This window comes from Psychrobacter sp. 5A.1 (assembly GCF_030407455.1).
Taxonomy (GTDB): domain Bacteria; phylum Pseudomonadota; class Gammaproteobacteria; order Pseudomonadales; family Moraxellaceae; genus Psychrobacter.
Genome location: NZ_JASDDJ010000028.1, coordinates 16,327 through 39,613, shown reverse-complemented (window position 1 = coordinate 39,613; position 23,287 = coordinate 16,327). Strand labels below are relative to the sequence as shown.

Annotated in this window: 20 protein-coding genes; 5 read left to right on the top strand and 15 right to left on the bottom strand. The window is 42.8% G+C overall.

Going from position 1 to position 23,287, the window contains the following annotated elements:
* The first annotated feature begins 96 nt into the window (after positions 1–96).
* Both QL982_RS08080 and QL982_RS08075 read left to right on the top strand, forming a co-directional pair.
* Positions 97–804, top strand: a complete 708-nt coding sequence (locus tag QL982_RS08080; RefSeq protein ID WP_290163098.1) for a hypothetical protein — start codon at positions 97–99, stop codon at positions 802–804.
* Between the two features lie 118 nt (positions 805–922).
* Entirely contained in the window at positions 923–1,663 is a 741-nt protein-coding gene (locus QL982_RS08075) for an MHYT domain-containing protein (RefSeq protein ID WP_290163096.1), read from the top strand.
* 109 nt (positions 1,664–1,772) lie between these two features.
* On the opposite strand, the gene QL982_RS08070 is transcribed toward QL982_RS08075, so the two are convergent.
* Positions 1,773–2,912: an ATP-grasp domain-containing protein gene (locus QL982_RS08070; protein ID WP_290163095.1), complete on the bottom strand. Its 1,140-nt coding sequence runs from the start codon at positions 2,910–2,912 to the stop codon at positions 1,773–1,775.
* 288 nt (positions 2,913–3,200) lie between these two features.
* Here QL982_RS08070 and QL982_RS08065 point away from each other — a divergent pair, with 288 nt between their 5' ends.
* A complete protein-coding gene (locus QL982_RS08065) occupies positions 3,201–4,475 on the top strand; it encodes a TerD family protein (protein WP_290163094.1) in 1,275 nt (424 codons plus the stop codon).
* Positions 4,476–4,582: 107 nt separating this feature from the next.
* On the opposite strand, the gene QL982_RS08060 is transcribed toward QL982_RS08065, so the two are convergent.
* The 7 genes from QL982_RS08060 to rlmKL form a co-directional block, all read right to left on the bottom strand.
* Complete coding sequence (locus QL982_RS08060; protein WP_290163092.1) at positions 4,583–5,191, bottom strand: TerD family protein; 609 nt, start codon at positions 5,189–5,191, stop codon at positions 4,583–4,585.
* Between the two features lie 76 nt (positions 5,192–5,267).
* Positions 5,268–6,020: a TIGR00266 family protein gene (locus tag QL982_RS08055; RefSeq protein WP_290163090.1), complete on the bottom strand. Its 753-nt coding sequence runs from the start codon at positions 6,018–6,020 to the stop codon at positions 5,268–5,270.
* Between the two features lie 196 nt (positions 6,021–6,216).
* Positions 6,217–6,792, bottom strand: coding sequence for a TerD family protein (locus tag QL982_RS08050; protein WP_290163088.1), 576 nt, complete (start codon positions 6,790–6,792; stop codon positions 6,217–6,219).
* A gap of 476 nt (positions 6,793–7,268) precedes the next feature.
* Positions 7,269–8,198 (bottom strand): glutaminase, encoded by a 930-nt coding sequence (locus tag QL982_RS08045; protein WP_290163086.1) that lies wholly within the window; start codon positions 8,196–8,198, stop codon positions 7,269–7,271.
* 264 nt (positions 8,199–8,462) lie between these two features.
* Entirely contained in the window at positions 8,463–9,530 is a 1,068-nt protein-coding gene (locus QL982_RS08040) for a DUF475 domain-containing protein (RefSeq protein ID WP_290163084.1), read from the bottom strand.
* A 227-nt stretch (positions 9,531–9,757) separates the two neighbouring features.
* Complete coding sequence (locus QL982_RS08035; protein WP_197100034.1) at positions 9,758–10,333, bottom strand: TerD family protein; 576 nt, start codon at positions 10,331–10,333, stop codon at positions 9,758–9,760.
* Positions 10,334–10,669: 336 nt separating this feature from the next.
* Positions 10,670–12,976, bottom strand: a complete 2,307-nt coding sequence (gene rlmKL, locus QL982_RS08030; RefSeq protein ID WP_290163080.1) for a bifunctional 23S rRNA (guanine(2069)-N(7))-methyltransferase RlmK/23S rRNA (guanine(2445)-N(2))-methyltransferase RlmL — start codon at positions 12,974–12,976, stop codon at positions 10,670–10,672.
* Between the two features lie 275 nt (positions 12,977–13,251).
* Here rlmKL and QL982_RS08025 point away from each other — a divergent pair, with 275 nt between their 5' ends.
* Complete coding sequence (locus tag QL982_RS08025) at positions 13,252–13,932, top strand: response regulator transcription factor (protein WP_290163078.1); 681 nt, start codon at positions 13,252–13,254, stop codon at positions 13,930–13,932.
* A 160-nt stretch (positions 13,933–14,092) separates the two neighbouring features.
* On the opposite strand, the gene QL982_RS08020 is transcribed toward QL982_RS08025, so the two are convergent.
* From QL982_RS08020 to queC, 6 genes are all read right to left on the bottom strand, one after another.
* Positions 14,093–15,385, bottom strand: a complete 1,293-nt coding sequence (locus QL982_RS08020; RefSeq protein ID WP_290163076.1) for a hypothetical protein — start codon at positions 15,383–15,385, stop codon at positions 14,093–14,095.
* Positions 15,386–15,931: 546 nt separating this feature from the next.
* On the bottom strand, positions 15,932–17,128 hold the full coding sequence (locus QL982_RS08015) for a mechanosensitive ion channel family protein (RefSeq protein ID WP_290163074.1): 1,197 nt from the start codon (positions 17,126–17,128) through the stop codon (positions 15,932–15,934).
* Between the two features lie 162 nt (positions 17,129–17,290).
* Positions 17,291–18,817 carry a dihydrolipoyl dehydrogenase gene (locus QL982_RS08010; protein WP_290163071.1) on the bottom strand — a complete coding sequence of 509 codons (1,527 nt, stop codon included), beginning with the start codon at positions 18,815–18,817 and terminating at the stop codon, positions 17,291–17,293.
* 87 nt (positions 18,818–18,904) lie between these two features.
* Entirely contained in the window at positions 18,905–19,402 is a 498-nt protein-coding gene (locus QL982_RS08005; protein WP_290163069.1) for a peroxiredoxin, read from the bottom strand.
* A gap of 175 nt (positions 19,403–19,577) precedes the next feature.
* Positions 19,578–19,907, bottom strand: a complete 330-nt coding sequence (locus QL982_RS08000; RefSeq protein ID WP_290163067.1) for a hypothetical protein — start codon at positions 19,905–19,907, stop codon at positions 19,578–19,580.
* Positions 19,908–20,252: 345 nt separating this feature from the next.
* Positions 20,253–21,029, bottom strand: coding sequence for a 7-cyano-7-deazaguanine synthase QueC (gene queC, locus QL982_RS07995; protein WP_290163065.1), 777 nt, complete (start codon positions 21,027–21,029; stop codon positions 20,253–20,255).
* A gap of 288 nt (positions 21,030–21,317) precedes the next feature.
* Between queC and ttcA the strand changes: the two genes are divergently transcribed.
* On the top strand, positions 21,318–22,487 hold the full coding sequence (ttcA, locus tag QL982_RS07990; RefSeq protein WP_290163063.1) for a tRNA 2-thiocytidine(32) synthetase TtcA: 1,170 nt from the start codon (positions 21,318–21,320) through the stop codon (positions 22,485–22,487).
* 129 nt (positions 22,488–22,616) lie between these two features.
* On the opposite strand, the gene QL982_RS07985 is transcribed toward ttcA, so the two are convergent.
* Positions 22,617–23,198: a FixH family protein gene (locus QL982_RS07985; protein WP_290163062.1), complete on the bottom strand. Its 582-nt coding sequence runs from the start codon at positions 23,196–23,198 to the stop codon at positions 22,617–22,619.
* Between the last annotated feature and the right edge of the window lie 89 nt (positions 23,199–23,287).

The window sequence follows — 23,287 nt, the reverse complement described above, 5'->3', positions numbered from 1 at the left end:
TTGGGTAAGTCATAGTCTTTAATTGGTTGTCTATGGTTTAGAGCAATCGTAACATTTATTAGGTGGATTGACTATATGTTAAAAAAGGAGTGCTCTTTGAAATTCTCTTGTACATTAGAAACGTCTTCCGAACGCATTCGTTTGGTCAATGTCATTTCACCACTTATTAAAGCCGGTTATCAGCTTGTTTCCCAAAAACAAGAGTCTTCGGAAAAGGGTGGCAACCTCATTTATGTGATCGCGAGAAGTCAGAGTGCTAAAACGCAAGCGGATCTAATCGATGATTTATCTTTTATTGAGGGATGCACACTCGTTAACCTAGAAATAGATGAAGACGAAAGTTCATCAGCAGCACCTGCCAAAAAGGTTCTCGATGAAAAAAGTGTCTTATCCGCCATTGGTGCTTATTATCCTAAAATAGCAGATATTGTCAGTCAATATGAGGCTAGTTTGCCGAGCGATCGACGCATGGCCGCATTACATGAGTTAGGACGCAAGGTTGGCGGTGGCATCTATCAGCGTGATTACTCACTTGGTAGCCCCTTAAAGATGCCTACGACAATCAATCGTGAGCTGGTACCCGCATTAAAAGGGTTTTCTAAAGTTAAAGCAAAGAACAATGTCATCTATTTAATCAAATGTCCATTTTGCAACCCCTCAGATCATAGCCACTCAGGCTGTCATTTTGTTGTGGGTTATATAGAAGGTTTTTTGGCAAATAACCCTGCTGTAGGCGTGGTTCAGGTCGAAGAAACCAATTGCGGTGCTAATAGTACCAATATTTGTGAATTTACCATCGAGTAAAAAAACTGTTCATAGAACAATCAATGTTTATGCAAAACAACAACGAGTACACAACGCCCTGTGATTGATTTGAAACAGCGTTGTTAGGCTCATTTTTTTATATGTAAAAGGCGAGAAAATGATTGAAGTTGAATATAACCTATTTTTGGTGTTGATTTCGTACGCCATTGCCGTATTTGGTTCTTATGTTGGCCTAAATCTTGCCATTCGAGTGCCTTCTGCTAAGCCAGGAACAGATTTGTATTTTTGGGTTACGCTATCTTCAATTGCAATCGGTGGTGCGATTTGGTCTATGCACTACATCGGTATGATGGCAGTCGATATGAAGATGCCTGTCACTTATGGTCTAGCGTTAACGATTGTCTCAATGTTACTGGCGATTGGTTTTGTCGCTGTCGGTATCGTTATTGTAGGTCGTGGCGAGTCAAGTGTTGGCAAGTTGATTGGCGCTGGCACCCTTACTGGGCTTGGCATTGCGGCCATGCATTATACAGGTATGGCCTCAATGCAGATGGACGCCACCATGTCGTATAATATACCATTGTTGATGACATCCATTGTGATTGCCATTGCCGCGGCTGTTGCGGCACTATGGTTGGCATTCAATCTACGTGGTACATTACAGCGTTTTGGTAGTGCATTCATTATGGGTCTGGCAGTTTGTGGAATGCATTATACGGGTATAGCCGCCATGGAAATGACGATGACGGGTCATGTGATGTCTACAGACTATACACATGCAAGTGCTATTTCTTCATCGATTATGATTTTTATTGGTTCAGCGTTTGTATTGAGCTTGCTATGGGTCATTGCTGCTAAGAATGCGCCCAAAAAAGCAACACTGGTATTTGGTGAGTAATTCCAAATGGCCTAATATTATTCAAGAATGCATATGATAAAAAAGGTTTTTAGATTGCTATCTAAAAACCTTTTTTGTGTCGGTTCAAATCATTTGCTTACTCAGTCATTTACTCAGCAACGTCTTCAATTTTGACACTTGTCATGATAGAGCGTACCTGGCAAGGCGTGATTTTCTCAATATTAGCGTCTAAGCTGGGTTTTTCTGTCAATCCTAACCAATAAGAAAAGCCGACTTGCGTTAAGTCTACACCGCTGTGGGCCGTGTAACCAATGCCGCCTGATGGGCGACTGTTGATCTCAAGCACACGGTGCTGACCGTCATCATCGGCCTTGGTTTGTACACTGACGATACCATCACAGCCAAAGGCTTTAATCAGTGGAATCACCACCTCCATGACAGACTGCTCATAACCCACGTGTTGAATCTTTCCGGTTTTATGGCGCGTGACGGCGGCCAGTACATCGCCATACTCACAGACCACATCGATAGAATACTCTTGCCCTGATAGATAAGGCATTAACAGCATTGGAATAGGGCGCTCATGTACCATCTGGCTGTTGGTATAGGCATTCACAAATTGGGCGGTATTGATTTTTTTCTCTTCAGTAAAGTATAAATGTTCAAAGCTGTCGTAAGCATTGCAGTCTACTTTACCAGAGTCCAGTCGCCAAAATCCTTGTGCAAAGATGCCAACGACAGGTTTCACACATAGAGGTTGGTCACCATGTTCGGCTAATAAAGCCTCAAGCTCAGCCGTATTATCAAAACGCCATGCGTCTGCTACTGGAATATTGTGAGTGTGACACTGCTGCATAAAAGCAAACTTGTCGTCGATTGATTCCAGTGCTGCCACGCTGGTTGCTCCCGTCAATAAACGAATACCAACGGCGTCAAATTTCTCACGGTGCGCTTCATAGTCGATACCATTGCGACCAGTCAGCAGTACTTTCACATTGTGCTGTTGCGCATGCTCTAATACGTACTGCCAGCGCGGCATAACAGGGTCGGTAATCGTCTGCGTATCACTGTCTATGATTGAGTTAGATGGCTCGTAATAAACCATATCCGCAAATTCAAAAATCTCAGGTCTGTCATGACGGTGTGAGGCAATGATATGAAAAGGGTCGTTAGATGTATCCTTTAAGTTTTGCAGGCTCTCCAGCATATCACGCTGGCTAGACTGACCTTCGGCTAACCAAGCAGCGACTGGTGTTGAGGGGACGCTTTTCTCAGCAAGGTTATTCATAATTCTCTCAGCGTTATCATCGGGTGTAGGGGAATGAGCAAGTCAACATCGCTATCACAAATATGGTAGTAATATCAGCAAAGGCATACGGTTCAACAGAACGTATTATATACAAATGGCACACGTTATAAATACCACTGATGAAATAGTCGCAAGGATTTGTAAGCGTTGTTTTAAGGCTTATATCACGTGTGTCTGGTTTAAAATTCTCGTAATATCCATGCTACTATATGACGATGGTCAGTATACCAATGACAACGACATAATCAATAATATAAAGGACGTACGATGAGTCAAACCCAACCCCAAAAACTGATTGCAGGTGCCAATGCGCCATTGCCAACTGACAATATTAGCATCCGTATCTTAAGCCAAAGTGCCATTGATTGTGCCGCTTATCGTTTGACGACCGACGGCAAAGTACGCGGTGATGGCGACATGATATTTTATGGGCAGACACGTAGCGACGATGGCAGCGTCAGCTTTCGCGGCCACGACAGCGATGGATTTTTTGATATCAATCTACCTGTGCAGCCTGCGAATATTGAGAAAATAGCCTTGGCGTTCTCTAGTGTGCAAACATTGGCGCAAGTGGGTGATGTGGATATTCAGGTATTACAAGGCAATCAAGTGTTAATGACGTGTCAGCTTAGTAGTGCTGGCCGCAACGAAAAGGCCATTATTTTGGCTGAATGTTATCGCAGGCAGGGCAGTTGGAAATTTAGATTTATTGCTCAAGGGTTCGAGGGAGGGTTAAAACCTTTGTCTGAGCACTTCGGGGTCGAAATCGCAGATGATGCACCCGCTCAAAACCAGAACCCACCGCAAAGTCAGCCTCAATCTATTAACACGCAGCGTCCAATCAATACTCAAAAAGCGGGTAGCACAACTCAAGCGAGCAGTCCGCCACCGATTCCTGCCAGCTCTTCGATTAATCTAAGCAAAATCACCTTAACCAAAAACCAATCTAGCATCAATCTCAAAAAACGGGATGATTTTGGCAAAATCTCAGTCAATCTAAACTGGAATCAAGGTCCAGAGAGTGATAAACCAACGCCTAAAAAAGGCTTGTTAGGCGACCTATTTAAGCAACATAAAGCGGGTGGTATCGATTTGGATGTTGGCGCGATGATTCATCTAAAAAATGGTGAAAAGACCCTTATTCAAGCATTGGGCAATCGCTTTGGTAGCTTGCAAACAGCGCCGTACGTTTGCTTACGTGCGGATGATAGAACGGGACAAGTCAGCGGCGGTGAGTGGCTCGATATCAATGGTCAGCAGTGGTCACAGATAGAAGAAGTGTTTATCTTTGCCTTTATTTATGAAGGCGCACCCAACTGGCAAAAAACCGATGGGGTCGTGACCATCCATGTGCCAGAGCAATCACCGATTGAGACACGTTTGACAGAAGGTGCTGGTAACCTACCGATGTGTGCCATTGCGCGTTTGGTCAATCAGCAAGGCAGTATCAATGTTGAACGTATCAATCAATATTTCAAAGGTCATCAAGAAATGGACAAAGCCTTTAATTGGGGATTTAGCTGGAAGCGTGGTAGTAAGTAGTAACGGCTGCAAGAAGATCGATTGGTACAAAAAAATAAGCCCTTCTATTATAGAAGGGCTTATTGCTGTTGAAGAGTATTCAACATTCAAAAATTTTCTAGAGTCAATTAAGCATGCGGCGTGATAGCAGGCATCAAGTCATGGAAGGTGCGGCCAGACGCGGTTTCGCCAATGGCATGCATTTTCCATTCATTGTTATGGCGGTAGACTTTTGCCATGACCATCGCCGTATGGCTGCCTTGTGCTGATAAATTGTAACGTGCCACTTCGCTGTTGTTATTGGCATTGACGATACGACAGAACGCATTTTCTACGGTCTCAAATGTCTGACCAGTAAAGCTGTTAACCGTAAAGACAAGTGATACAACATTAGCAGGTACTCTTGAGAGATCGACATTGATGACTTCATCATCGCCATCGCCATCACCCGTACGGTTATCACCAGTATGTACAATGCTGCCATCTTTTGATTTTAGCTGACTGAACCAAATAGCATCGACCGCTTGTTTATTGCTATCGAACATGATGCATGAGGCGTCTAAGTCAATCGAGTCGCCACCGCTACCGCCGCCGAATAATTTTCCTAAGAAGCCACCTTTTTTATCTTGCGGCCCTTGAGCAACATCCCAGCCTAGACCTAGTTTAACTTGAGTCAGCTCGCCACCAGCTTCTTTGCTAAGTGAGATTTTTTGACCTTTTTGAAGACTAACTGCCATGTGAGTATCCTTATAATAATTGTGAGTAAAACCGTTTAAAAATAACGCTAAAGAGTGTTGTAAATTGCGAAAGGTGTTATAAGATATTGTCTAAAAAGCCACCACCGCCGCCACGTCCACCTGAGCTACTACCTAGGACGCTTTGTATCCAACCTTGATAACTGTCACGATTGCGCGAGCAAATAATGACTTTGCCACTTCCTGAGAAGTTTAGAACCATACCTTCGCCACTAGTGACGGAGTTAATGATATTACTCATGATGCCTTTTTTCTTACTGGTTGAAACAGACAGTTTATACTCGAGATTCGAATCCCAACAAACCACATGTCCATTATCAATGATGACGTCTTTGCCTGGTGTCACATCAATCTCAAACAGCGAACCAAAACCAGATACCACGACCTGACCCTGTCCTTGAGTCTGCATGACCATAAAGCCGCCAGTATCGCCAAACACGGCACCACCAAGGTTACGTTGAATATTGGCTCTGATATCGACACCCGTTTGGGCCGCGACAAAAGCACCGTCACTCAACGTATATTGCTGAGCGCCGCAATCAATAATTTGCATATCACCGTCTAGCGTGGGTGCAAGCAAACAGTCACCTTCACCATCGACCGCTTCAATTTGTTGTTGAAAGAGTGATTCATCATTGGCAAAGCGGCGCATGAGTGACTGCATAAGCCCACCTTGTAGCTTACCTTTAAGCTCAAGATTGGACTCCATCATCACCATTGCATTAGCTTCACAATAGATTGAATCACCTTGTTTGAGATTACAATGCAAAAAAGGTTCAATAGTACCGATTAAACTGAATGTTGCGGCCATGGGTTGCAAATCCTTATTATAATATCTTTGAGAAGCGCTCTTAATGTGTGCGTGTGCTGTTATGTGCTAATGATAAGCCAATTAAACTTAAAGCCATCAAATGCGTTAAAAGGGCACACTTGATGGCTTATCGGCATCGCAATCAGACGTCTGATTGCGATGCTTGGCTTACTAGACATTTACGTTGGTTTCAACGTTAAACGTTTACACCATAAGAAGAGGCTAATGGCCCAAGACCACCGCTGAAGCCTTGACCGACGGCACGGAATTTCCAATCACCACTGTGACGATATAGCTCACCAAAAATCATCGCTGTTTCGGTGCTGCCATCTTCTGATAGGTCGTAACGAGCGATTTCAGTTTCGCCATTGTCGTTTACAACGCGGATGTAAGCATCACCAACTTGACCGAAGTTTTGGTTACGGGCTTGGCCTTCATAAATAATCGCGCAGATAGCAACTTTGCTAACGTCAGCTGGGATACTAGCAAGGTTGATTTTGATTTTTTCGTCATCGCCATCACCTTCGCCAGTACGGTTGTCACCAGTGTGCTCAACCGCGCCGTTGTCTGATTTTAAGTTATTGAAAAAGATAAAATCTTGGTCGTTACGGACGGTGCCTGCTTCATTGACCAAAAAGCCAATCGCATCTAAGTCAAACTCTTGACCGTCAGTGGCACGTGGATCCCAGCCTAGACCGACTGTGATGTTGGTTAAACCTGGCGCTTCTTTTGATAAGTTTACGTTGCCGCCTTTTGTTAAGCTAATAGCCATACAAATATCCTTGGAGTTAATAGTTAAGTGGATTGAATGATAAAAAATAAATTAAAAGTTGTACAGTGACTGATATATCGGGACAAATGGTAAAAAATCTACCTGTACGCTATACCCTGCATATCATTACGTTTTACTATACTAAGCGTTCGCTCACTAAGCAAGGCGTATTTTGTGCACTTACTATATGTTTCCTAAGAGACATAATGTCCCTGTATATCTGATACTTTTTAACAATCTTGGCAGTAATACTTAAGGTGTTGTTATCAAAAGTAAATTATCTATTACAGCTTGTAGGTTAGAACAGCTAAATAAAGGAGTGTTTCGCTAATAAGCACGCATTTGTCCAAAAAACAGCTTTAAAACGAAAACGGGCCATATCGATATATTTAATATGACCCGCAGTAAAACTTATCATATCTAAGGGTAAACATCGTCTTGAATAGCTCACCGATAAAAGCATGAGATGATAGTCTTTAATCGCCAAAAACCGACCAGCCAGTTTCTTGTACAAACAGCTCTAATGCTTTAGTCCCAAGCTTAGAGTTTCCTATGTGATCAAGCCCAGGCGACCAGACGGCGATAGAGCCTTCACCTGGTGCTATCGTTAAAATACCGCCGCCAACCCCACTTTTACCTGGTAGACCGACACGATAGGCAAACTCACCCGAGCCATCGTAATGACCACACATCATCATCAGTGAATTAATCCGTCGCGAGCGCTGCGCATTGATAACCCTAATACCTGTATGTTGATTGATACCATTTGACACTAAATAGAGACCAGCGCGGGCTAACTGTTGGCAGTTCATCGCAATCGAGCATTGATGAAAATACGTCCCCAATACTTTATCCACGTCATGTTTTAGACGACCAAAAGATTTCATAAAGTAGGCGAGCGATGCATTTCGATCTTTGTGAGCCATTTCGGATGCGGCCACTTTATGATCAAAACTGATCGAATCATCGTTTGCAATAAAACGAACAAATTGCAGTATCTCACCCAATGTCTCTTTTGGCTCATGTCCCATCATGATGGCATCTACCACTGCAATTGCACCTGCATTGATAAAAGGGTTACGTGGCCTGCCAGATTCATGCTCTAGCATCATGATTGAGTTAAAAGGGTCGCCAGATGGCTCGCGACCGACGTGTGTCCAGAGTGCGTTGCCCAACTTACCAAGACCGATGGTTAAGGTAAATACCTTAGAGATGCTTTGGATCGAAAATAGTGTACTCGCATTGCCAGCTGTATATACTTTGCCATCAGGGGTTGCGACGGCAATACCAAACTGGTTTGGGTCTACGTGCGCCAGTTGCGGAATGTAATCTGCCACTGTGCCACGATCGGTTTCATTTGCCATCTCTACAGCAATATCATCAAGAATTTTTTGTATGTGAATCATGTAGTCGTATTTTATGGTGTCATTAGAGGGTGGGGATTTTAACTGAATAAAGGATGATAGTAATCATGGAATTGCATTTTAATGATTGGTTATCTTAATTATTGGTCATTCTGATATACCGATGAATGCATCATATATTTAACATTTAACATTTAACATTTAACACTTTAGGCACGCTGTAAAAAAACAGGCCATATCAATTTTTTGATATGACCTGCTTAAATACATTACTAGATACAGCAGATGCTATATGAACGACATGCCTTAATTCAGACTTGCCTTTTCAGCCTTACGATAATTAAGTGATGCAATAAATGCCCAGCCAATGAAAGTAATACCAATCAGACCAGTGATGATTTCTGGTACGTGGAACTTCACCGACAACAGCATGATAATTGCCAATGCACCAATCGCATAATGCGCGCCATGCTCAAGATAGATAAACTCGTCAAGCGTACCTTTATCTACCAAGAAGATGGTCATAGAACGTACAAACATCGCACCAATGGCAAGACCTAGCATGATGACAATCACGTCGTTGGTAATGGCAAATGCTCCGATAACACCATCAAAACTGAATGAGGCGTCAAGGACTTCTAAGTATAAGAAACCGATGATACCGCCTTTCATGATAGCGCTAGTCGCTGCTGCACCCGAACCACTTTCTTCGTTTTCTAAATCTTCTTCAAGATCACCTTCGAGCATACCAGAGACAACCTGTACGCCAAGATAAACAAGAATGCCCCAAATACCGGCAATCAAGACAGCACCTGACTGCTCAGCACTGGCCCATGATACGGCAATCATCAAGACGATAAGCGCGACAAATACGCTCATAGCATCGACTTTGCCAAGCTTAGCCAAACGGCTTTCTAGCCAATCAAACCAATGGACTTCTTTTTCATCAAAGATGAAGTTCAAGAAAACCAACAGTAAGAAAATACCACCAAATGCTGAGATTTCAGCATGATGCGCCATTAATCTGGCTGAATATTCTGCTGGTTGATACAGAGCTAGATTGATGACTTCCATCATACCAAGATCAGCGGTAACCGCGACGATGACAATAGGGAAGACCAATCGCATACCGAATACCGCGATTAAAATACCAACCGTTAAAAATATCTTTTTCCAAAATTCATCCCAGCCCTTGAGGACTGAGGCATTGACCACCGCATTATCAAAAGATAATGAAATCTCCATGACGGCCAAAATAGCAGTAATGGATAGCGTGGTTATTAGTCCACCCATACCGCCATGTGAATATCCCCACCATGCCGCTATCGCTAAGGCAATGATCGTGAAGATAAAGTCTAAATAAAAATGTCTCATGACACATCCTGTCTGGTTGCGTAAAGCTAAGGTCTACCTAGTATAGGCATGAACCGCAAAAAAGTGGCTATGACTAACCACTTTTTATGCATAATTTTAAACGAAACGTAAAGCATTACTAGTCATTTGGCCATTAAAAATTGTGACTATTTGCAACGATGGCGGCTTTACATTTTGGACGTGATAACGGCGACTGATCGTAGACTAAATATCAGTAAAAAACGGTTTTAGATATCAACACCGTATTGCTGACACATCGCTTGCAAACCGCCTGAGTAGCCTTGACCAACCGCGCGGAATTTCCACTCGCCGTTGTGACGATAAACTTCACCAAACACCATTGCTGTCTCAACAGAGTAGTCTTCTGCTAGATCAAAACGCACAACTTCAGTGCCTGTTTCTTCATTAACAACACGGATAAAGGCGTTGGCCACTTGGCCAAAGTTTTGGCTGCGAGCTGCCGCATCATGAATGGTGACGGTGACAACGATTTTGTCCACATCGGCAGGTACTTGAGTCAGGTTCACTTTGACGACTTCATCATCACCGTCGCCTTCGCCAGTACGGTTATCACCAGTATGCTCCACAGCACCGTTGTCAGATTTGAGCTGGTTATAAAAGATAAAGTCATGGTCGCCGCGCACTTTACCTGCGCCACTTAGCAAAAATACGCTCGCATCAAGATCGAACTCTGCGCCAGAGGTAGCGCGCTCATCCCAGCCAAGACCAATCAATAGCTTGGTTAAGTTTGGGTCCGTTTTGGTTAGCGATAAGTTACCGCCTTTATTAAGTGATAAAGCCATGGTGCAATCCTTGTTGTTAGAGTAGGGAGAGGTGCAATATTAAAGCAATAGCTATGCGAAGAAGTATAACTAAGTGAGCAAAATCTATAATGGAATTAACATTATCAAAAAACCATCGCCGCAAAACTATTGCTTAATAACGCCCTATCATAACAACAAAAAATGACCCAATCAAAGCGGATTGGGTCATTGTTGTGTTTCATAAAAAATTGAGCGTAAAACTTAAAATTTAGCGGCTTATAGATGACTGTTTATATGATTAGTCATCTATAAGTGGTCATCTAAAAGCTGTCATTTAAAAGTTGTAATGACAGGCCTAAGATTATGGACTGTCGCTTAGAAACTTTGACGATGACGAATCTCAAAGCTTTGATGAATCGGTTTTTTGATATTAAAATCAAAACCAATGGTTTTTTGCGTAATCTCAACAATATCGTAGCGCTCGGTCAACTGCTCATCTAGCTCAAAGCGGGTAAAGTTGTTTGAGAAATACAACACACCGTCAGAGGTCAGGCGGTTCATCGCACGATTGATAAGAGCCGCATGGTCACGCTGTACATCAAAAGTACCTTGAAACTTTTTAGAGTTCGAAAAGGTCGGTGGATCAATGAAGATAATATCAAACTGCTCGGTATTGTCTTTAATCCATTCGAAGATATCGGCAGCAACGAACTGGTATTTATTGCGGCTAACGTCCAAACCGTTCAAGACAAAGTTTTGCTTGCCCCAATCTAAATAGTTCTGTGACAAATCAACACTGGTGACTTTTTTCGCGCCAGCCAATGCAGCGTGAACACTCGCCGTACAAGTATAAGCAAATAAGTTCAATACCGCTTTGCCGCGGCTGTTGTCCTTGATTCGTGCACGCATGTTACGGTGATCGATGAACAGACCAGTATCAAGATAATCTGTAAAATTCACATATAGGTAAGCGCCGTCTTCGCGCGCAACATGAAACTTGCCACGTTTTTCTGTGGTGTTCTGCTTGCTGTATTGATCATTACCAGACTGGCGTGCACGCGTTTTGATAAAAATTTGTTCGCGGTTAATACCAAATACTTCACGGATACCCATCAATGCCAAGTTGAAGCGTTTTTTGGCAGTTTCAGGTGGGATAGTCTTTGGTGGTGCATATTCCTGCACATGAGCGTAGTCACCGTATAAATCGATCGCGACTTTAAAATCTGGCAAGTCAGCATCGTAGACACGTACATTACTCACGTTGTCTTTTTTCGCCAGCTTCTTCAATTTGGCGAGATTTTTTTGCAAACGGTTGATGAAGTCTTGTCCATCTTCTACTTCAATTTCACGCTTCTCAAAGCGACTCACGAGGTTGCCCGTTTGTCCTGCAATCAAGTTGCCATAGCGGAAATAAACGGTGATGGCACCATTGTGACAACGCAACGTTTTTGGTTCTTTGATCGGTAGTATGTCTACTTGCTCAACATGAGAGGCCAGTATGCCAAGCATCGGATTAATGCCGCTACCTGCAAAGCTATCTTGCAGAATAAGACCAATCGCTTGATATAACGGCTTGATCATTTCTTCATCACCCAAACGCTCACCATAAGGTGGGTTGGTGATGATAAGTGGATTGCTCAATCGTCCATCATCGACCAGTGGTTTCAGGATGGTGCCTAGTTGGTCAAGGGCACGAGTCTCAAGATCAAGCAGCGGTAATAAATCTTGTAGGCCTGCTGCAATCAGGTTTTTTTCTGTTGCCAAAATCGCACCACTATCGGCATCGAAGCCCAACATGAGCGGTAGGGTATCAGGCTGCTCATTGGCAATTTCTAAAGCGTCGCGGAAACGCGTCTGTGCATCATCGATCAGCTCTTGCCATAACGTCTCGTCATGATGCTGCCATTGATAAAAACCAAATTGATTGGCGGCTTTATCGATACCCACCGCATAATCACAATGCATAAGTAACGCTTCAATGATGAACGTTCCAGAACCACACATTGGATCGATTAAGGCATTATAGAAAGGTGCATTGCCCGCTTCGTTTTTCTTGTGCCAGCCTGCGCTATAGAGAAGGGCAGCCGCCAAGTTTTCTTTGAGTGGTGCCTCGGTCATCGCCACACGATAACCACGGCGATGTAGGCTGGTACCTGACAAATCTAAATACAGCTCAGCTTGCTTGTCATTCACGGTCGCAAAAATAGAAAAATCTGGGTTTTTGCTATCGACGTTAGGACGGCTGTCGTAAACTTCGTTAAACGTATCCGCAATCGCATCTTTAATACGTAGCATAGCAAACTGCTGGCTGACGGCAACGCGCTTGTCTACAGAGAGACGAATCGCAAACGTTTGTTCCAAGCTAAACTGCTCAGTCCAATTAACCGATTTTGCCAAACCATAAATTTGCTCAGCCACATCATATTCGGCATTGATGTTTTTGCGTTTGATGAGCATCAATACTCGAGAGGCCACGCGTGACCACAAGCAGATAGTGTACAAGTCACGTAAATCACCAGTCACGGCTAGACGGCCCGTGCTTTTGATTTCACTTGCAATACCAAAGCTTGTCAGCTCAGTTTGCAGTGGCGCCTCAAGCCCATCGGCACAGGTGATGATAAGATCAAGCGACAACTCTGGTGAGGCTGCTGTTAGAGATGCGGGCGCGGTTGTTTCGGTCATACGGATACCTGTGGGCTAAATTGATAAGTAATGCACATCATAAAATAAGATGTTTAACCAGCAATTTTAACATAATTTATGCCAGTATGGTTTAAAGCCATTAAGTTTAGGTGAGAGAGATCGTGCATTAAGATATAGAGCAATCGTAATCGTGAGGCTATCAGAAGGTTAAGCCGTTGGATAAAACAAGCCATCAACGTGCCAATCTAAGTGTTTAATAGCTATTTAACGTTTAATTTCTGTTTAAAGAATATAGGTAAAAGCAGGCCTGTTATTTGGTCTATACTGATGAGATGGAGACGTCAATCACAGTCATCGTTGCAGACAATCATCCGATTTTTTTGGAAGGGTTGAGGCTTTTGCTTGCTCGTGTGGAGTGGCTAAGTATCGTAGGCTATGCGACTGATGGCGATCAAACACGGCGTCTTATCGAACAGTATCAGCCAAATATCGTCTTAATGAATGTCACGATGTCTGGTATGAGTATCGAAAACCTCATTTTATCGGTTGAAAGACAATCATTGATTACACAGTTGATTGTGTTGACGACTATAAATGATGGCGCTAAAGCACGGCAGCTACTCAAGCTTGGATTGTCAGGTTACGTATTAAAAAACACCGCCTTTATAGATCTATTGACCATTATTAAGCAAGTTCACACAGGTCAAAAATTTATTTCTCCATCATTAATGGTGAGCCTACCTCCTGTCATAGTAAAAAGTAATAAACCTCAACTCACTGACCGTGAAATTGAAGTGTTAACCTGCGTTGTAAAAGGGGACAGCAACAAAAAAATTGCGGGTGATCTTGGTATTTCACAGCGTACCGTCTGCTTCCACATGAGCAATTGTCTCAGAAAGCTTGAAGTCTCTAATCGTACACATGCCATAGTACAAGCGGTCAGTTATGGGTTAATAGATATTGACTCAAAAGTATATGATTTAAAAAATGGTTGAGCTGTATTGATGAAACGGTAGAACTCAATTGGAGTCTAACGTAACAAATAAAAAACCCATCATAAAATGACAGGTTTTAAGTGCTTTAACATTAACTTCTTGAAGGCTTTCTGATTTTACAGTTTCTGATAAACGCCTCTTAAAGCGTTATTCACCTATTTTAAAACCTTTTTAAAGTTGCTCCTCTTTTTATCGGTACAGCTTTCATCGGTGTAGTATTAGCCTTAGGCTCTGACTTAATGCGGACAAGCTCTTTTTTGCCATTACTAATGATGAAGTGACCTGCTGAGCCAGATGATTTATTGCCTACTTGCCAATTGACATAGTATGAAGAAGATCCACATGTTTGTGGAAAGAATTTATTACCATCATTAAAGTAAGTCCCTACTTGCACTCGATACCAATTATTTGGCTTCATCGTATAACTAGACGAGGTATTACCATGATTTACTGGGTTAGTGATATGGAATGTGGTAAAAAACTCTTCAATCATAACTGACGGTGTGGATGGAGGTGTTGAAGCAATGCCACCTGGTCCATGATCAAAAACTCTCCATGTTGATATCAATGCATTTATAGGGGGCTGCATGCTATTGACATAGTTTAGGTAGTTTTGATTTTGATTATTAAACTGCGAGGTCGCTGAAAAATTAAGACGATATTTTGCATTTGATCCACCACCAGGCTGAAATACAGGCGTTAACTGACGAGCGATAGACTGCTCATTGATAGGTGGGCAGCAATTATCAACAGGTGCTGGAAGTACGATTACAGGAATATTAGGAAAACTTGGAACGGTGTCTTCGAACACCTCTCCACCGATTATTGGTCCAGTACCCCCATCGCCAGCACACCCTTTGATATTGACAAAAGCTTCATCAAAATTCATTGAATTATCCATCGCTATGACTAATGAATAAGTGTTACCTGCTTGTACTTGGCCAGTGTAAGACACCAAAGTCCAAGGGTCTGTTGAAGAGATACCACCTGGGAGAGTTACAGGGTTAGACTGGCCAACGATCGAACCACTAAATCCTGTTCCGTTACGCAAGGTGACAGCAGCGTTTCCTCCACTATTGTTTCTTGTAGAAAAGTATCCACCAAAAGTTGCTTCACCAGTACAGGATGATGTGAAAGTTTGATAAAAATCATTTTTCCCATTAGCAATATCAAGATAATGTCTAATAGTCCCTGACGCAGTGCCCGATGCATCACTCCGAGGGCCATCTCCCGTGGAATTAATGCCTTGGTTGGTTCTGATGACGTTTGAATCATCACCTGTTCCTAACACCCAAGGAGTAATAGGGTGACCTATATGGTTGCCAAACCCACTGGCAGGCGGATTTAGCTCAAAGCCTCCATTAATCAGTTGATTTGCAAATGCTCCCGTTGTCAATATTAAACTAGCACCAGCTATGCTCAAAGCTTGAGTAAGTCTTAATTTGATTTCCATGCGCAGAACTCCCTGTCAGTAATCAATTGATTATGCCCTTAGATATTTTGTTAAACCTATTCAACAGCCTATTAGTATCTGTTTGCAGCATAACAAGGATTTATCAAAGATGTACCTGTAGATATCTACAGGTATAGGAGCTGTATGTATAGCGTTAGAGGTATTTTAATAGCCTCAATTCATATTAATTAGGGCGTGTCCTCATTTTAAAAATGGTGATAAAAATGAGATAAATTGCAGTCAAACAAGGAAAATAGCGCAGATAATATCGAGATATTAGTCAGCTATTTGACGCCGTTTGGCAAGATTTAGCCATTTTTAACCCATTTAGATAACTATCGATTGAATTGAGGACACGCCCTAGTATCGTAACCCGTCACTATGAAAGTAAGGTATAAGAGGTGTTTTTAGGTGATGATATACAAGATAGGTCGAGTGTCGCTCAAAACAATGCATATTTAAATACCTTGAGCAGACTATTGAATGCGTATAAAATTTTATTACGCTAACAGAACAGCCATAAACGGTTAGTGATTTTATTTGATATTAAGGTTGGGTGGTGCTTTTAGGATGGATATGATTGTCTGGCATGACTCTTTGAGTCGTCGTGGCAAATGGTTTGGTCGCTATGGGATAGTCGACATCTTTTGGCATCAGCAAACGCATATGCGGATAAGGGGTTGAGATGTTTGCTGCATCGAAAGCGCGCTTAATAGCTTCTGTTAAGCCTTCTTTGATTTTTGGCATACGGGCAACCGCAGCCGGCTTTACCCAAAAACGCACGATAAAGAACACACCGTATTCACCAATCTCTGCCACGGTGGCGGAGGTTTCAGGACGGCTAAGTACCACCTCAGTGTCGGCAAGTACTTGCAAAATCTCTTTGCGGGCAGTGTCGATATCGTCTTCGAATGCGATACGCACACGAATATCAAAACGTATAAAGTTTTTGGAGGTCAAGTTGGTCACCTCGGATGAAGCGACATTAGCGTTTGGGATAATGACGGTGATGTTGTCTCGAGTCAAAATATGAGTGGTGCGTAAGGCGATAAGCACCACGCGTCCTTCGTTGTCATTGATATGAATCCAGTCCCCAACCTGAAAGGATTGCTCAAGTAAAATAGTGATACCTGCGATAAAATTGGCAAGGGTTGATTGAGCGGCAAAACCGACTGCTAACCCAACAATACCCAAACCTGCGACCAGCGATACGATGTCAAAGCCAAACTGCGCCATGACGCTGGCAAGTCCGAGTACCAATAGCAGTACAGATAGGATGTTTTGCAGTAGCTGTTCTATGGAAGCATTGAGACCGTAATGTTGCAGCACTCTATGAATGATTTGTCCTGATGAGGCCCACAGTACATAATAGATGCCAGCCCAAGTGCTTGCTTTTGCCGTGGCCTTAATGGTTGCGGGTTCAAAGTTTATCTGACTCATAATGGCAATCAGACTCGCTACAATCCAGACGTAGCGTAGGACTGAGCGAACGATTTTGGTACGGCGCTCATTCAGGCGAATTTTTGTTCTACTTTGCTTAACGATATAGATAGCGAGCCAATAAAAAAACCCCAATATTGCTAGCAATATTAGGATTTTGATGCCAGTACTCGCCAGCTCTACTGCTTGCGACGACCAATCAAGGGATTTTTTATCTACAGAGCCGCCAAGCGCAAGGTAGAGGCTAGTATGTAAGTCACGAATGATCTCTTTAAAAAAGTCGGTAACACTAGCGATTGGCATTTTTTCGTCCATGCAGGGTGTGTTTGTACAAAATGTGATGTATAAAATATCTGGTTATGAATTGTCTCAAGTCACCAAGGCAATCAAATAGGAGCAGCGCTTAAGATCAATTACTGCCAGTTTGAAAGCATTGCTGACTTGAGGAATTAGCTAAACGGCCTATTAAGAATTACTCTTTTGAGTATCTAGAGATTGGAAAGGTATCTCCATTTTATATTGAACATCACGTAGCGCCGTACGTAGCCCCTCTAGTATCGTTGGATGATAAAAAGGGGTGTCGAGCATGTCTTTAATACTCAAATCATTGGTAATCGCGGTGGCAAGTATATGACCGATATATTCAGCATCAGGGCCTACCATACTGGCACCTAGAATTTTATCGGTTTTTTTGCAGCCATAAATATGTAGTAAGCCGCAATTGACCCCCATCACACGGCTGCGCCCTTGGTTATCAAAGCTTACGCTACCGATCACAAATTCGAGTTCTGAATCTTTTTGAATCTCTGGTAGAGACATACCAATATTAACGATTTGCGGCGAGCAAAATACGATAGAAAAAGGAGTCGCAGGTGGGCGAATATAAGCCGCTTTTGTATTTTCACAGACCATATTACCAGCACTATAGCCTTCATCGCTAGCCACATGCAGCAAAGGAATATTAGCATTAGCATCACCAACGATATAGACGTTTAAGTCACCAATTTGACCTGTCTTTTTACTTAAATCTTTCGGGCGGTTCTTGTCGTCCAGCGCGACACCTAAGTTTTCAATGCCTAGCTGTTTGATATTATTACGGCGTCCTGTTGCGACCAGTACGTATTCACCTTGCCATTGTTTCGACTCGCCAGCACTGTCTTCATAGGCAACAAATGCAGTGATGCCTTTATTGCCTTCAGAAGCATGGTTTTCAGGCGCATTGTCTTCAGCAGACTTCGTGCCGACATCAGTGATTTTGCTTCCCAAATGCATGGTCAGTTCATGACTTAAGCAATCGATGGCTTTATTGTTGATGTCGTCGTCTTGAAGACCAGCAACTTGTTTGGCACGGTTCAGCAGCGTGACTTCTACACCTAAGCGTGTAAACGCCTGCGCAAGCTCTAAGCCAATGGCACCCGCTCCGATGACGGCCATGGTTTTTGGTAAGTCTTCAAGTTCAAAGACACTATCAGAGGTCAGCATGGTATCACCAAGCTTGTCCGCCCATCCATCAGGAATAAACGGCGAGCTACCTGTGGCGACAATGATTTGTTCGGCGTCAATGATTTCGTCATTGACCTCGATTAGCCCTTGTTTATTGATATGAGCACGACCGTCAATTTTTTTATGATCAGGCCAGCTGTCTACTTGCTTTTTAATGTAGCTGGCAAAGTGACTGCGTTCGTCACGTACACGCTCCATGACTCGTTTGCCGTCGATTTGTGCGGTCGCATGAATACCAAACTCAGCAGAATGATTGGCGTCGTGTGCGCGATCAGCCGCTGCAATTAGTAGCTTGCTAGGCATACAGCCAACCGCAATACAGGTCGTGGTCCAAAATCCTTCATTGATAATGACCACATCATCTTTGATTTTACTTGCTTGACGAAAAGCATTTTGGCCTGCGGTACCCGCGCCAATAATAGCGACAGATACTTTGCGTGTGACTTCTTTCGGCGTATCGTCAGTGGTCGTGCCAGATTGTTTATTCATATTATTCTCTAATAGCAGCAAGGTTATATTCAGTAATAGACTGAATGCTTGGCTTATATTTTTTATTCGGTTTTTATGGTTCTGTAATTATGGCGCCAAGATAGTTAGTAAACGACTGGTATAGTCTTTGGCTCGTAGGTTACGCTGTGCATGAGTCAGCTCGCTGTTTTTATTGAATACAAATGCCGAACGTACAAGACCGAGCGTAATTTTTCCGTACATGTTTTTTTCTTTGATAACGTCAAAATACTGGCATAGCTGTTCATCGGTATCACTGATGAGTGGAATCTGTAAGTCATATTTATCAATAAATTTTTCATGAGATGCCACACTATCGCGAGAGACGCCGACGATGTCATAGCCTAAGGCATCAAAATTATGAAGGTGCGAGGTGAATTCTGTCGCTTGCGTGGTGCAGCCTGGGGTGCTGTCTTTAGGATAAAAATACAGAATAAGCCCTTTATTAGTATTGGCGACCATTTCTTTTAAGTTAATCTCATCATGGATAAAGTTACCAGCAAGCTTGCGTACTATGGTTACTGGAAAATCAGGTAGGTGAATGGTTTCTGTCGTTGGCTTGGCCATTGTAAAATCCTTATTAGTTTTAATTGTGTGTATCAGCTGATTTGTGGTTCTATTTATCGTGTTCTTATTATAGGCAGATTAGTAGCAATAAATAATCAGTTTTACACTTTGCCCATTCATTGGCAACAAAAAAGACTGGCAATAGCCAGTCTTTTGTACATCAGATCATTATGAGTTAAGCAGGTTTTTGTGGCTTCTTCAAATCTAAGCCGACAGTACATTGCTGCAAGTCTTTTTGCATTGTCTTCACGTAAGGTAGGTTTGAAGGATCTTTTTTGTCTTGCGCGTAGCTTTCGATTTCCCACATTTGACCGATAGTCATATTGCTGCGAACACCAATGGTACAGCTACACAATTTGGTTGCGTTACTTTTGTCGGCGACTTTGTATTTGACTGCGCCGTTGACACATGAATTGATATTATTTTGCTTAATGTCAGTAGCGTTTGCTTGTGGCATGGCAAATAGGGCCGCTAGGGCTAGGGGTAATACTGGCAACAACTTCATAAATTTCCTCTTACAGGTAGCGTCAGTTTTTTAGATTTTGCTCAGTGCAAAGTCAACTCATCATGATATGAGTGACTGATCTCGTCATTTACATCTGTTGATAGATATAATCGTCCATACGATAGCAAGTATATTGATAAAAATACAATAACGGCGTGCTGTGTTAATGCAAGTGAATGTTGCGCGAATGTTGACAGAACTCATCACCTCACTCAACATCTAGCGTCAATGTATAGTTGGTTCAGTATAATTTGGATACGAGTAAGGCGAGTAAGAGTACTACAAATAGTAGACTGAGCGAGCCTAACACCGTATCTGATTTGTATAGGGCTTGACTATAGTCTATTAAGATTGGTAATGAGTAGGGTCGGTTACGCCAGCTTGGGCAAAGCCCTGACGACGTAATGCACAGCTGTCACAAATACCACAAGCAAGACCATTGGCATCTGCACGATAACAAGAAATCGTCTGCCCGTAATCGACCCCCAATGTTAGCCCAAGCTCAATAGTTTGAGCTTTAGACAACTGTTGCAATGGCGTTTGAATCGACAAGCGATGACCTGTGACCCCAGCTTTTGTGGCGAGGTTGGCCATATGTTCAAAGGCAGCTATGTACTCTGGGCGGCAGTCAGGATAACCAGAATAATCAACTGAGCTGACACCGATAACGATATGATTGGCGTCAGCGACTTCGGCGACTGCCAACGCATACGATAAAAATATGGTGTTGCGCGCAGGCACATAAGTATTTGGGATAGCATCGTTGTCGATTTCATCGCGTTTTTTGTTAGGGAATTTGTCCGTATCACCGTCTGGTACGATCATACTGTGATCGGTTAGCGAGGAACCACCCAGTTGAGCGATATCGATGTCGATGACTCTATGATTGACCCCTGCTGTGTCAGCGATGGTTTTTGCGGCGACAAGCTCACTATTGTGACGTTGACCATAATTAAAGCTGACTGCCGTCACCGATGCATAGCGTGATTTTGCCCAATATAAGCAAGTCACCGAATCGAGCCCGCCTGATAAGAGGACGACAGCGTTTTGGCTTTTGGTAAGGGCAGCTAAGTCAGCATCGGATGCTTGATTGGGAGTATTTTGCAAAGTAAGGTTAGTCATAGTGGTATCTATTATTGGTTTACGAAAACGGCTATTTTAGCAAAAATACGTCTATTACATAACCACGAAGCGACCAATCACGCGTCACTAAGGCGACAAAGTCACTCTAAACCGCGTTGTAATAAAAATAAAGTCTGCATTCCTGTCATCTTTTCAATCTGTTAGCAATATTTGTTATAATCGCAGCTTTTAAAGCATCCGTCACGCGACCTCAGTGACAATGCTTCAAAAGCTTTATCGCAAATCACTTTATAGTAAAATCACCCTTATAAAGATATTGAGTAACTTATGACCGCAGCGACTTTATTTACCCCAAACATTCCTTCTCAAGCTGACGATGTGTCTGATAAATCTGGCTTTGCTGGCCATGCTTTGGACACTGACACTGAGAGTAGACAATACGATGGCGTCGCTGAAGAGGGTGGCGATGAGGATACGGTTGCTGAGACATTTGCCAATTCGAAATCACCTACCGAATCAGCATACTTTCGTAAACTACAAAAAAAGCTACGCCGCCAAGTCTCTTGGGCGATTCGTGATTTTAATATGATCGAAGATGGCGATGTGGTGATGGTCTGTGTGTCAGGTGGTAAAGACAGCTATACCTTACTTGATATTTTATTGCTATTAAAGCGTATTGCACCGATAAACTTTGATATCGTCGCGGTCAATCTCGACCAAAAACAGCCTGGTTATCCCGAAGATATTTTGCCTGCATATCTGAACGAGCAGGGCGTTGCTCACTATATTTTAGAAAAAGATACGTATAGTATTGTCAAAAGCGTGGTACCAGAAGGTAAGACTTACTGCTCAGCGTGCTCCCGTCTGCGTCGCGGTTCGTTATATGGCTTTGCCAAGCAAATTGGTGCGACTAAGATTGCCCTCGGTCATCATCGTGATGATATGCTTGCAACCTTTTTCTTAAACCTATTCCATGGCGGCACGCTCAAATCGATGCCGCCTAAACTGCTGAGCGATGACAAGCAAAACATGCTGATTCGTCCATTGGCTTATGTCGAAGAAAAAGACATCATTGAATACGCCACATTAAAGGAATTCCCAATCATTCCTTGTAACCTATGTGGCAGTCAGACCAATCTACAACGCGCCATCATCAATGATATGCTACGCGAATGGGATGACGCTCATCCACAGCGTTTGGCCTCTATTTTCAAAGCCATGCAAAATGTCGCACCATCACAATTAGCCGACCGTGAGTTGTTTGACTTTGAAACACTCAGCCTTGATCGCGATAACGATGAGCGCTTATTTGAAGGTGATAATATTCAAGCAGGGCAGACGGATAGTTTGGCTGAAATTGGTTTACCTGTATCGCCAAGGACGCAAACATTCAATCCTAAGTTTGCTAGTGACAACTCTTATTCAACAGAAACGGATGAAGCCACGCAAAATGAGCGTAAAGCACAGAAAATTCCAACGATTAACCCTGTGATTTAGTAGTTTATGGGTTAAGGCTATATTAATTAAATAGTACCTATTAATTAGTAGAATATTAAATAGCTCAAAAAAACCAGCCGATCTCTGACGAGTGGCTGGTTTTTTTATGTCTGGATGCTATTAACAGCATTAACTTTTAGCAAAAACTGGTAGTGGGTCAAAGCTGACCTTTGAACGAGGCAGTTTTGCGACATCTTGCATACGCCAATCATCTTTACCGTCGTTGCTAACCTGTAGGTAATACTTGGCTTTCACAGGATCAATATCGACTTGTGCACTGTATTTATTGCCCTCAACATGCTTAAGGACAACATCGCGGTCTTTTTTGATATCCGTTGCATGAGAAATAGAAAGTTCCAACGTATCAGGATAGGTAAGTGGTGTACCGTTTAGCAGCTTGCCTGACTGGACGCTTTGCTCGGGGTAATTGAGATAGAATACAATATCGCCATTGTCTGCAAATTGCATTTGTCCATGCAAGTCCAAATCATACGTGAGCTTGTCACGAGACACATCATGATAAAGCGTCTTGCCATCCATGTACCAGTCGTCACGCACCACGCTATCGCGTATCTGGTAAGAGTAATAAACAAACCAAATACAAGCGATCACGACCGCCGCTGGCATGCCAATCACAAAGATAACGACCATGTAGTTTTTGTACCATGGCTGAGTATCTTGATGTTTAAAATTCGGTGCTGGAGTAGACATAAAATACCTATGCATCAGATACGTATTCAACAGATATCTGTTTATCAGACATCTACAAATGGTATCAACGGATAATTTGACGGCTAAGC

Coding starts and splice junctions, on each gene's coding strand:
- QL982_RS08075 (WP_290163096.1), top strand. CDS start 923: ATGATTGAAGTTGAATATAACCTATTTTTGGTGTTGATTTCGTACGCC.
- QL982_RS08070 (WP_290163095.1), bottom strand. CDS start 2,912: ATGAATAACCTTGCTGAGAAAAGCGTCCCCTCAACACCAGTCGCTGCT.
- QL982_RS08065 (WP_290163094.1), top strand. CDS start 3,201: ATGAGTCAAACCCAACCCCAAAAACTGATTGCAGGTGCCAATGCGCCA.
- QL982_RS08060 (WP_290163092.1), bottom strand. CDS start 5,191: ATGGCAGTTAGTCTTCAAAAAGGTCAAAAAATCTCACTTAGCAAAGAA.
- QL982_RS08055 (WP_290163090.1), bottom strand. CDS start 6,020: ATGGCCGCAACATTCAGTTTAATCGGTACTATTGAACCTTTTTTGCAT.
- QL982_RS08050 (WP_290163088.1), bottom strand. CDS start 6,792: ATGGCTATTAGCTTAACAAAAGGCGGCAACGTAAACTTATCAAAAGAA.
- QL982_RS08045 (WP_290163086.1), bottom strand. CDS start 8,198: ATGATTCACATACAAAAAATTCTTGATGATATTGCTGTAGAGATGGCA.
- QL982_RS08040 (WP_290163084.1), bottom strand. CDS start 9,530: ATGAGACATTTTTATTTAGACTTTATCTTCACGATCATTGCCTTAGCG.
- QL982_RS08035 (WP_197100034.1), bottom strand. CDS start 10,333: ATGGCTTTATCACTTAATAAAGGCGGTAACTTATCGCTAACCAAAACG.
- rlmKL (WP_290163080.1), bottom strand. CDS start 12,976: ATGACCGAAACAACCGCGCCCGCATCTCTAACAGCAGCCTCACCAGAG.
- QL982_RS08020 (WP_290163076.1), bottom strand. CDS start 15,385: ATGGAAATCAAATTAAGACTTACTCAAGCTTTGAGCATAGCTGGTGCT.
- QL982_RS08015 (WP_290163074.1), bottom strand. CDS start 17,128: ATGCCAATCGCTAGTGTTACCGACTTTTTTAAAGAGATCATTCGTGAC.
- QL982_RS08010 (WP_290163071.1), bottom strand. CDS start 18,817: ATGAATAAACAATCTGGCACGACCACTGACGATACGCCGAAAGAAGTC.
- QL982_RS08005 (WP_290163069.1), bottom strand. CDS start 19,402: ATGGCCAAGCCAACGACAGAAACCATTCACCTACCTGATTTTCCAGTA.
- QL982_RS08000 (WP_290163067.1), bottom strand. CDS start 19,907: ATGAAGTTGTTGCCAGTATTACCCCTAGCCCTAGCGGCCCTATTTGCC.
- queC (WP_290163065.1), bottom strand. CDS start 21,029: ATGACTAACCTTACTTTGCAAAATACTCCCAATCAAGCATCCGATGCT.
- ttcA (WP_290163063.1), top strand. CDS start 21,318: ATGACCGCAGCGACTTTATTTACCCCAAACATTCCTTCTCAAGCTGAC.
- QL982_RS07985 (WP_290163062.1), bottom strand. CDS start 23,198: ATGTCTACTCCAGCACCGAATTTTAAACATCAAGATACTCAGCCATGG.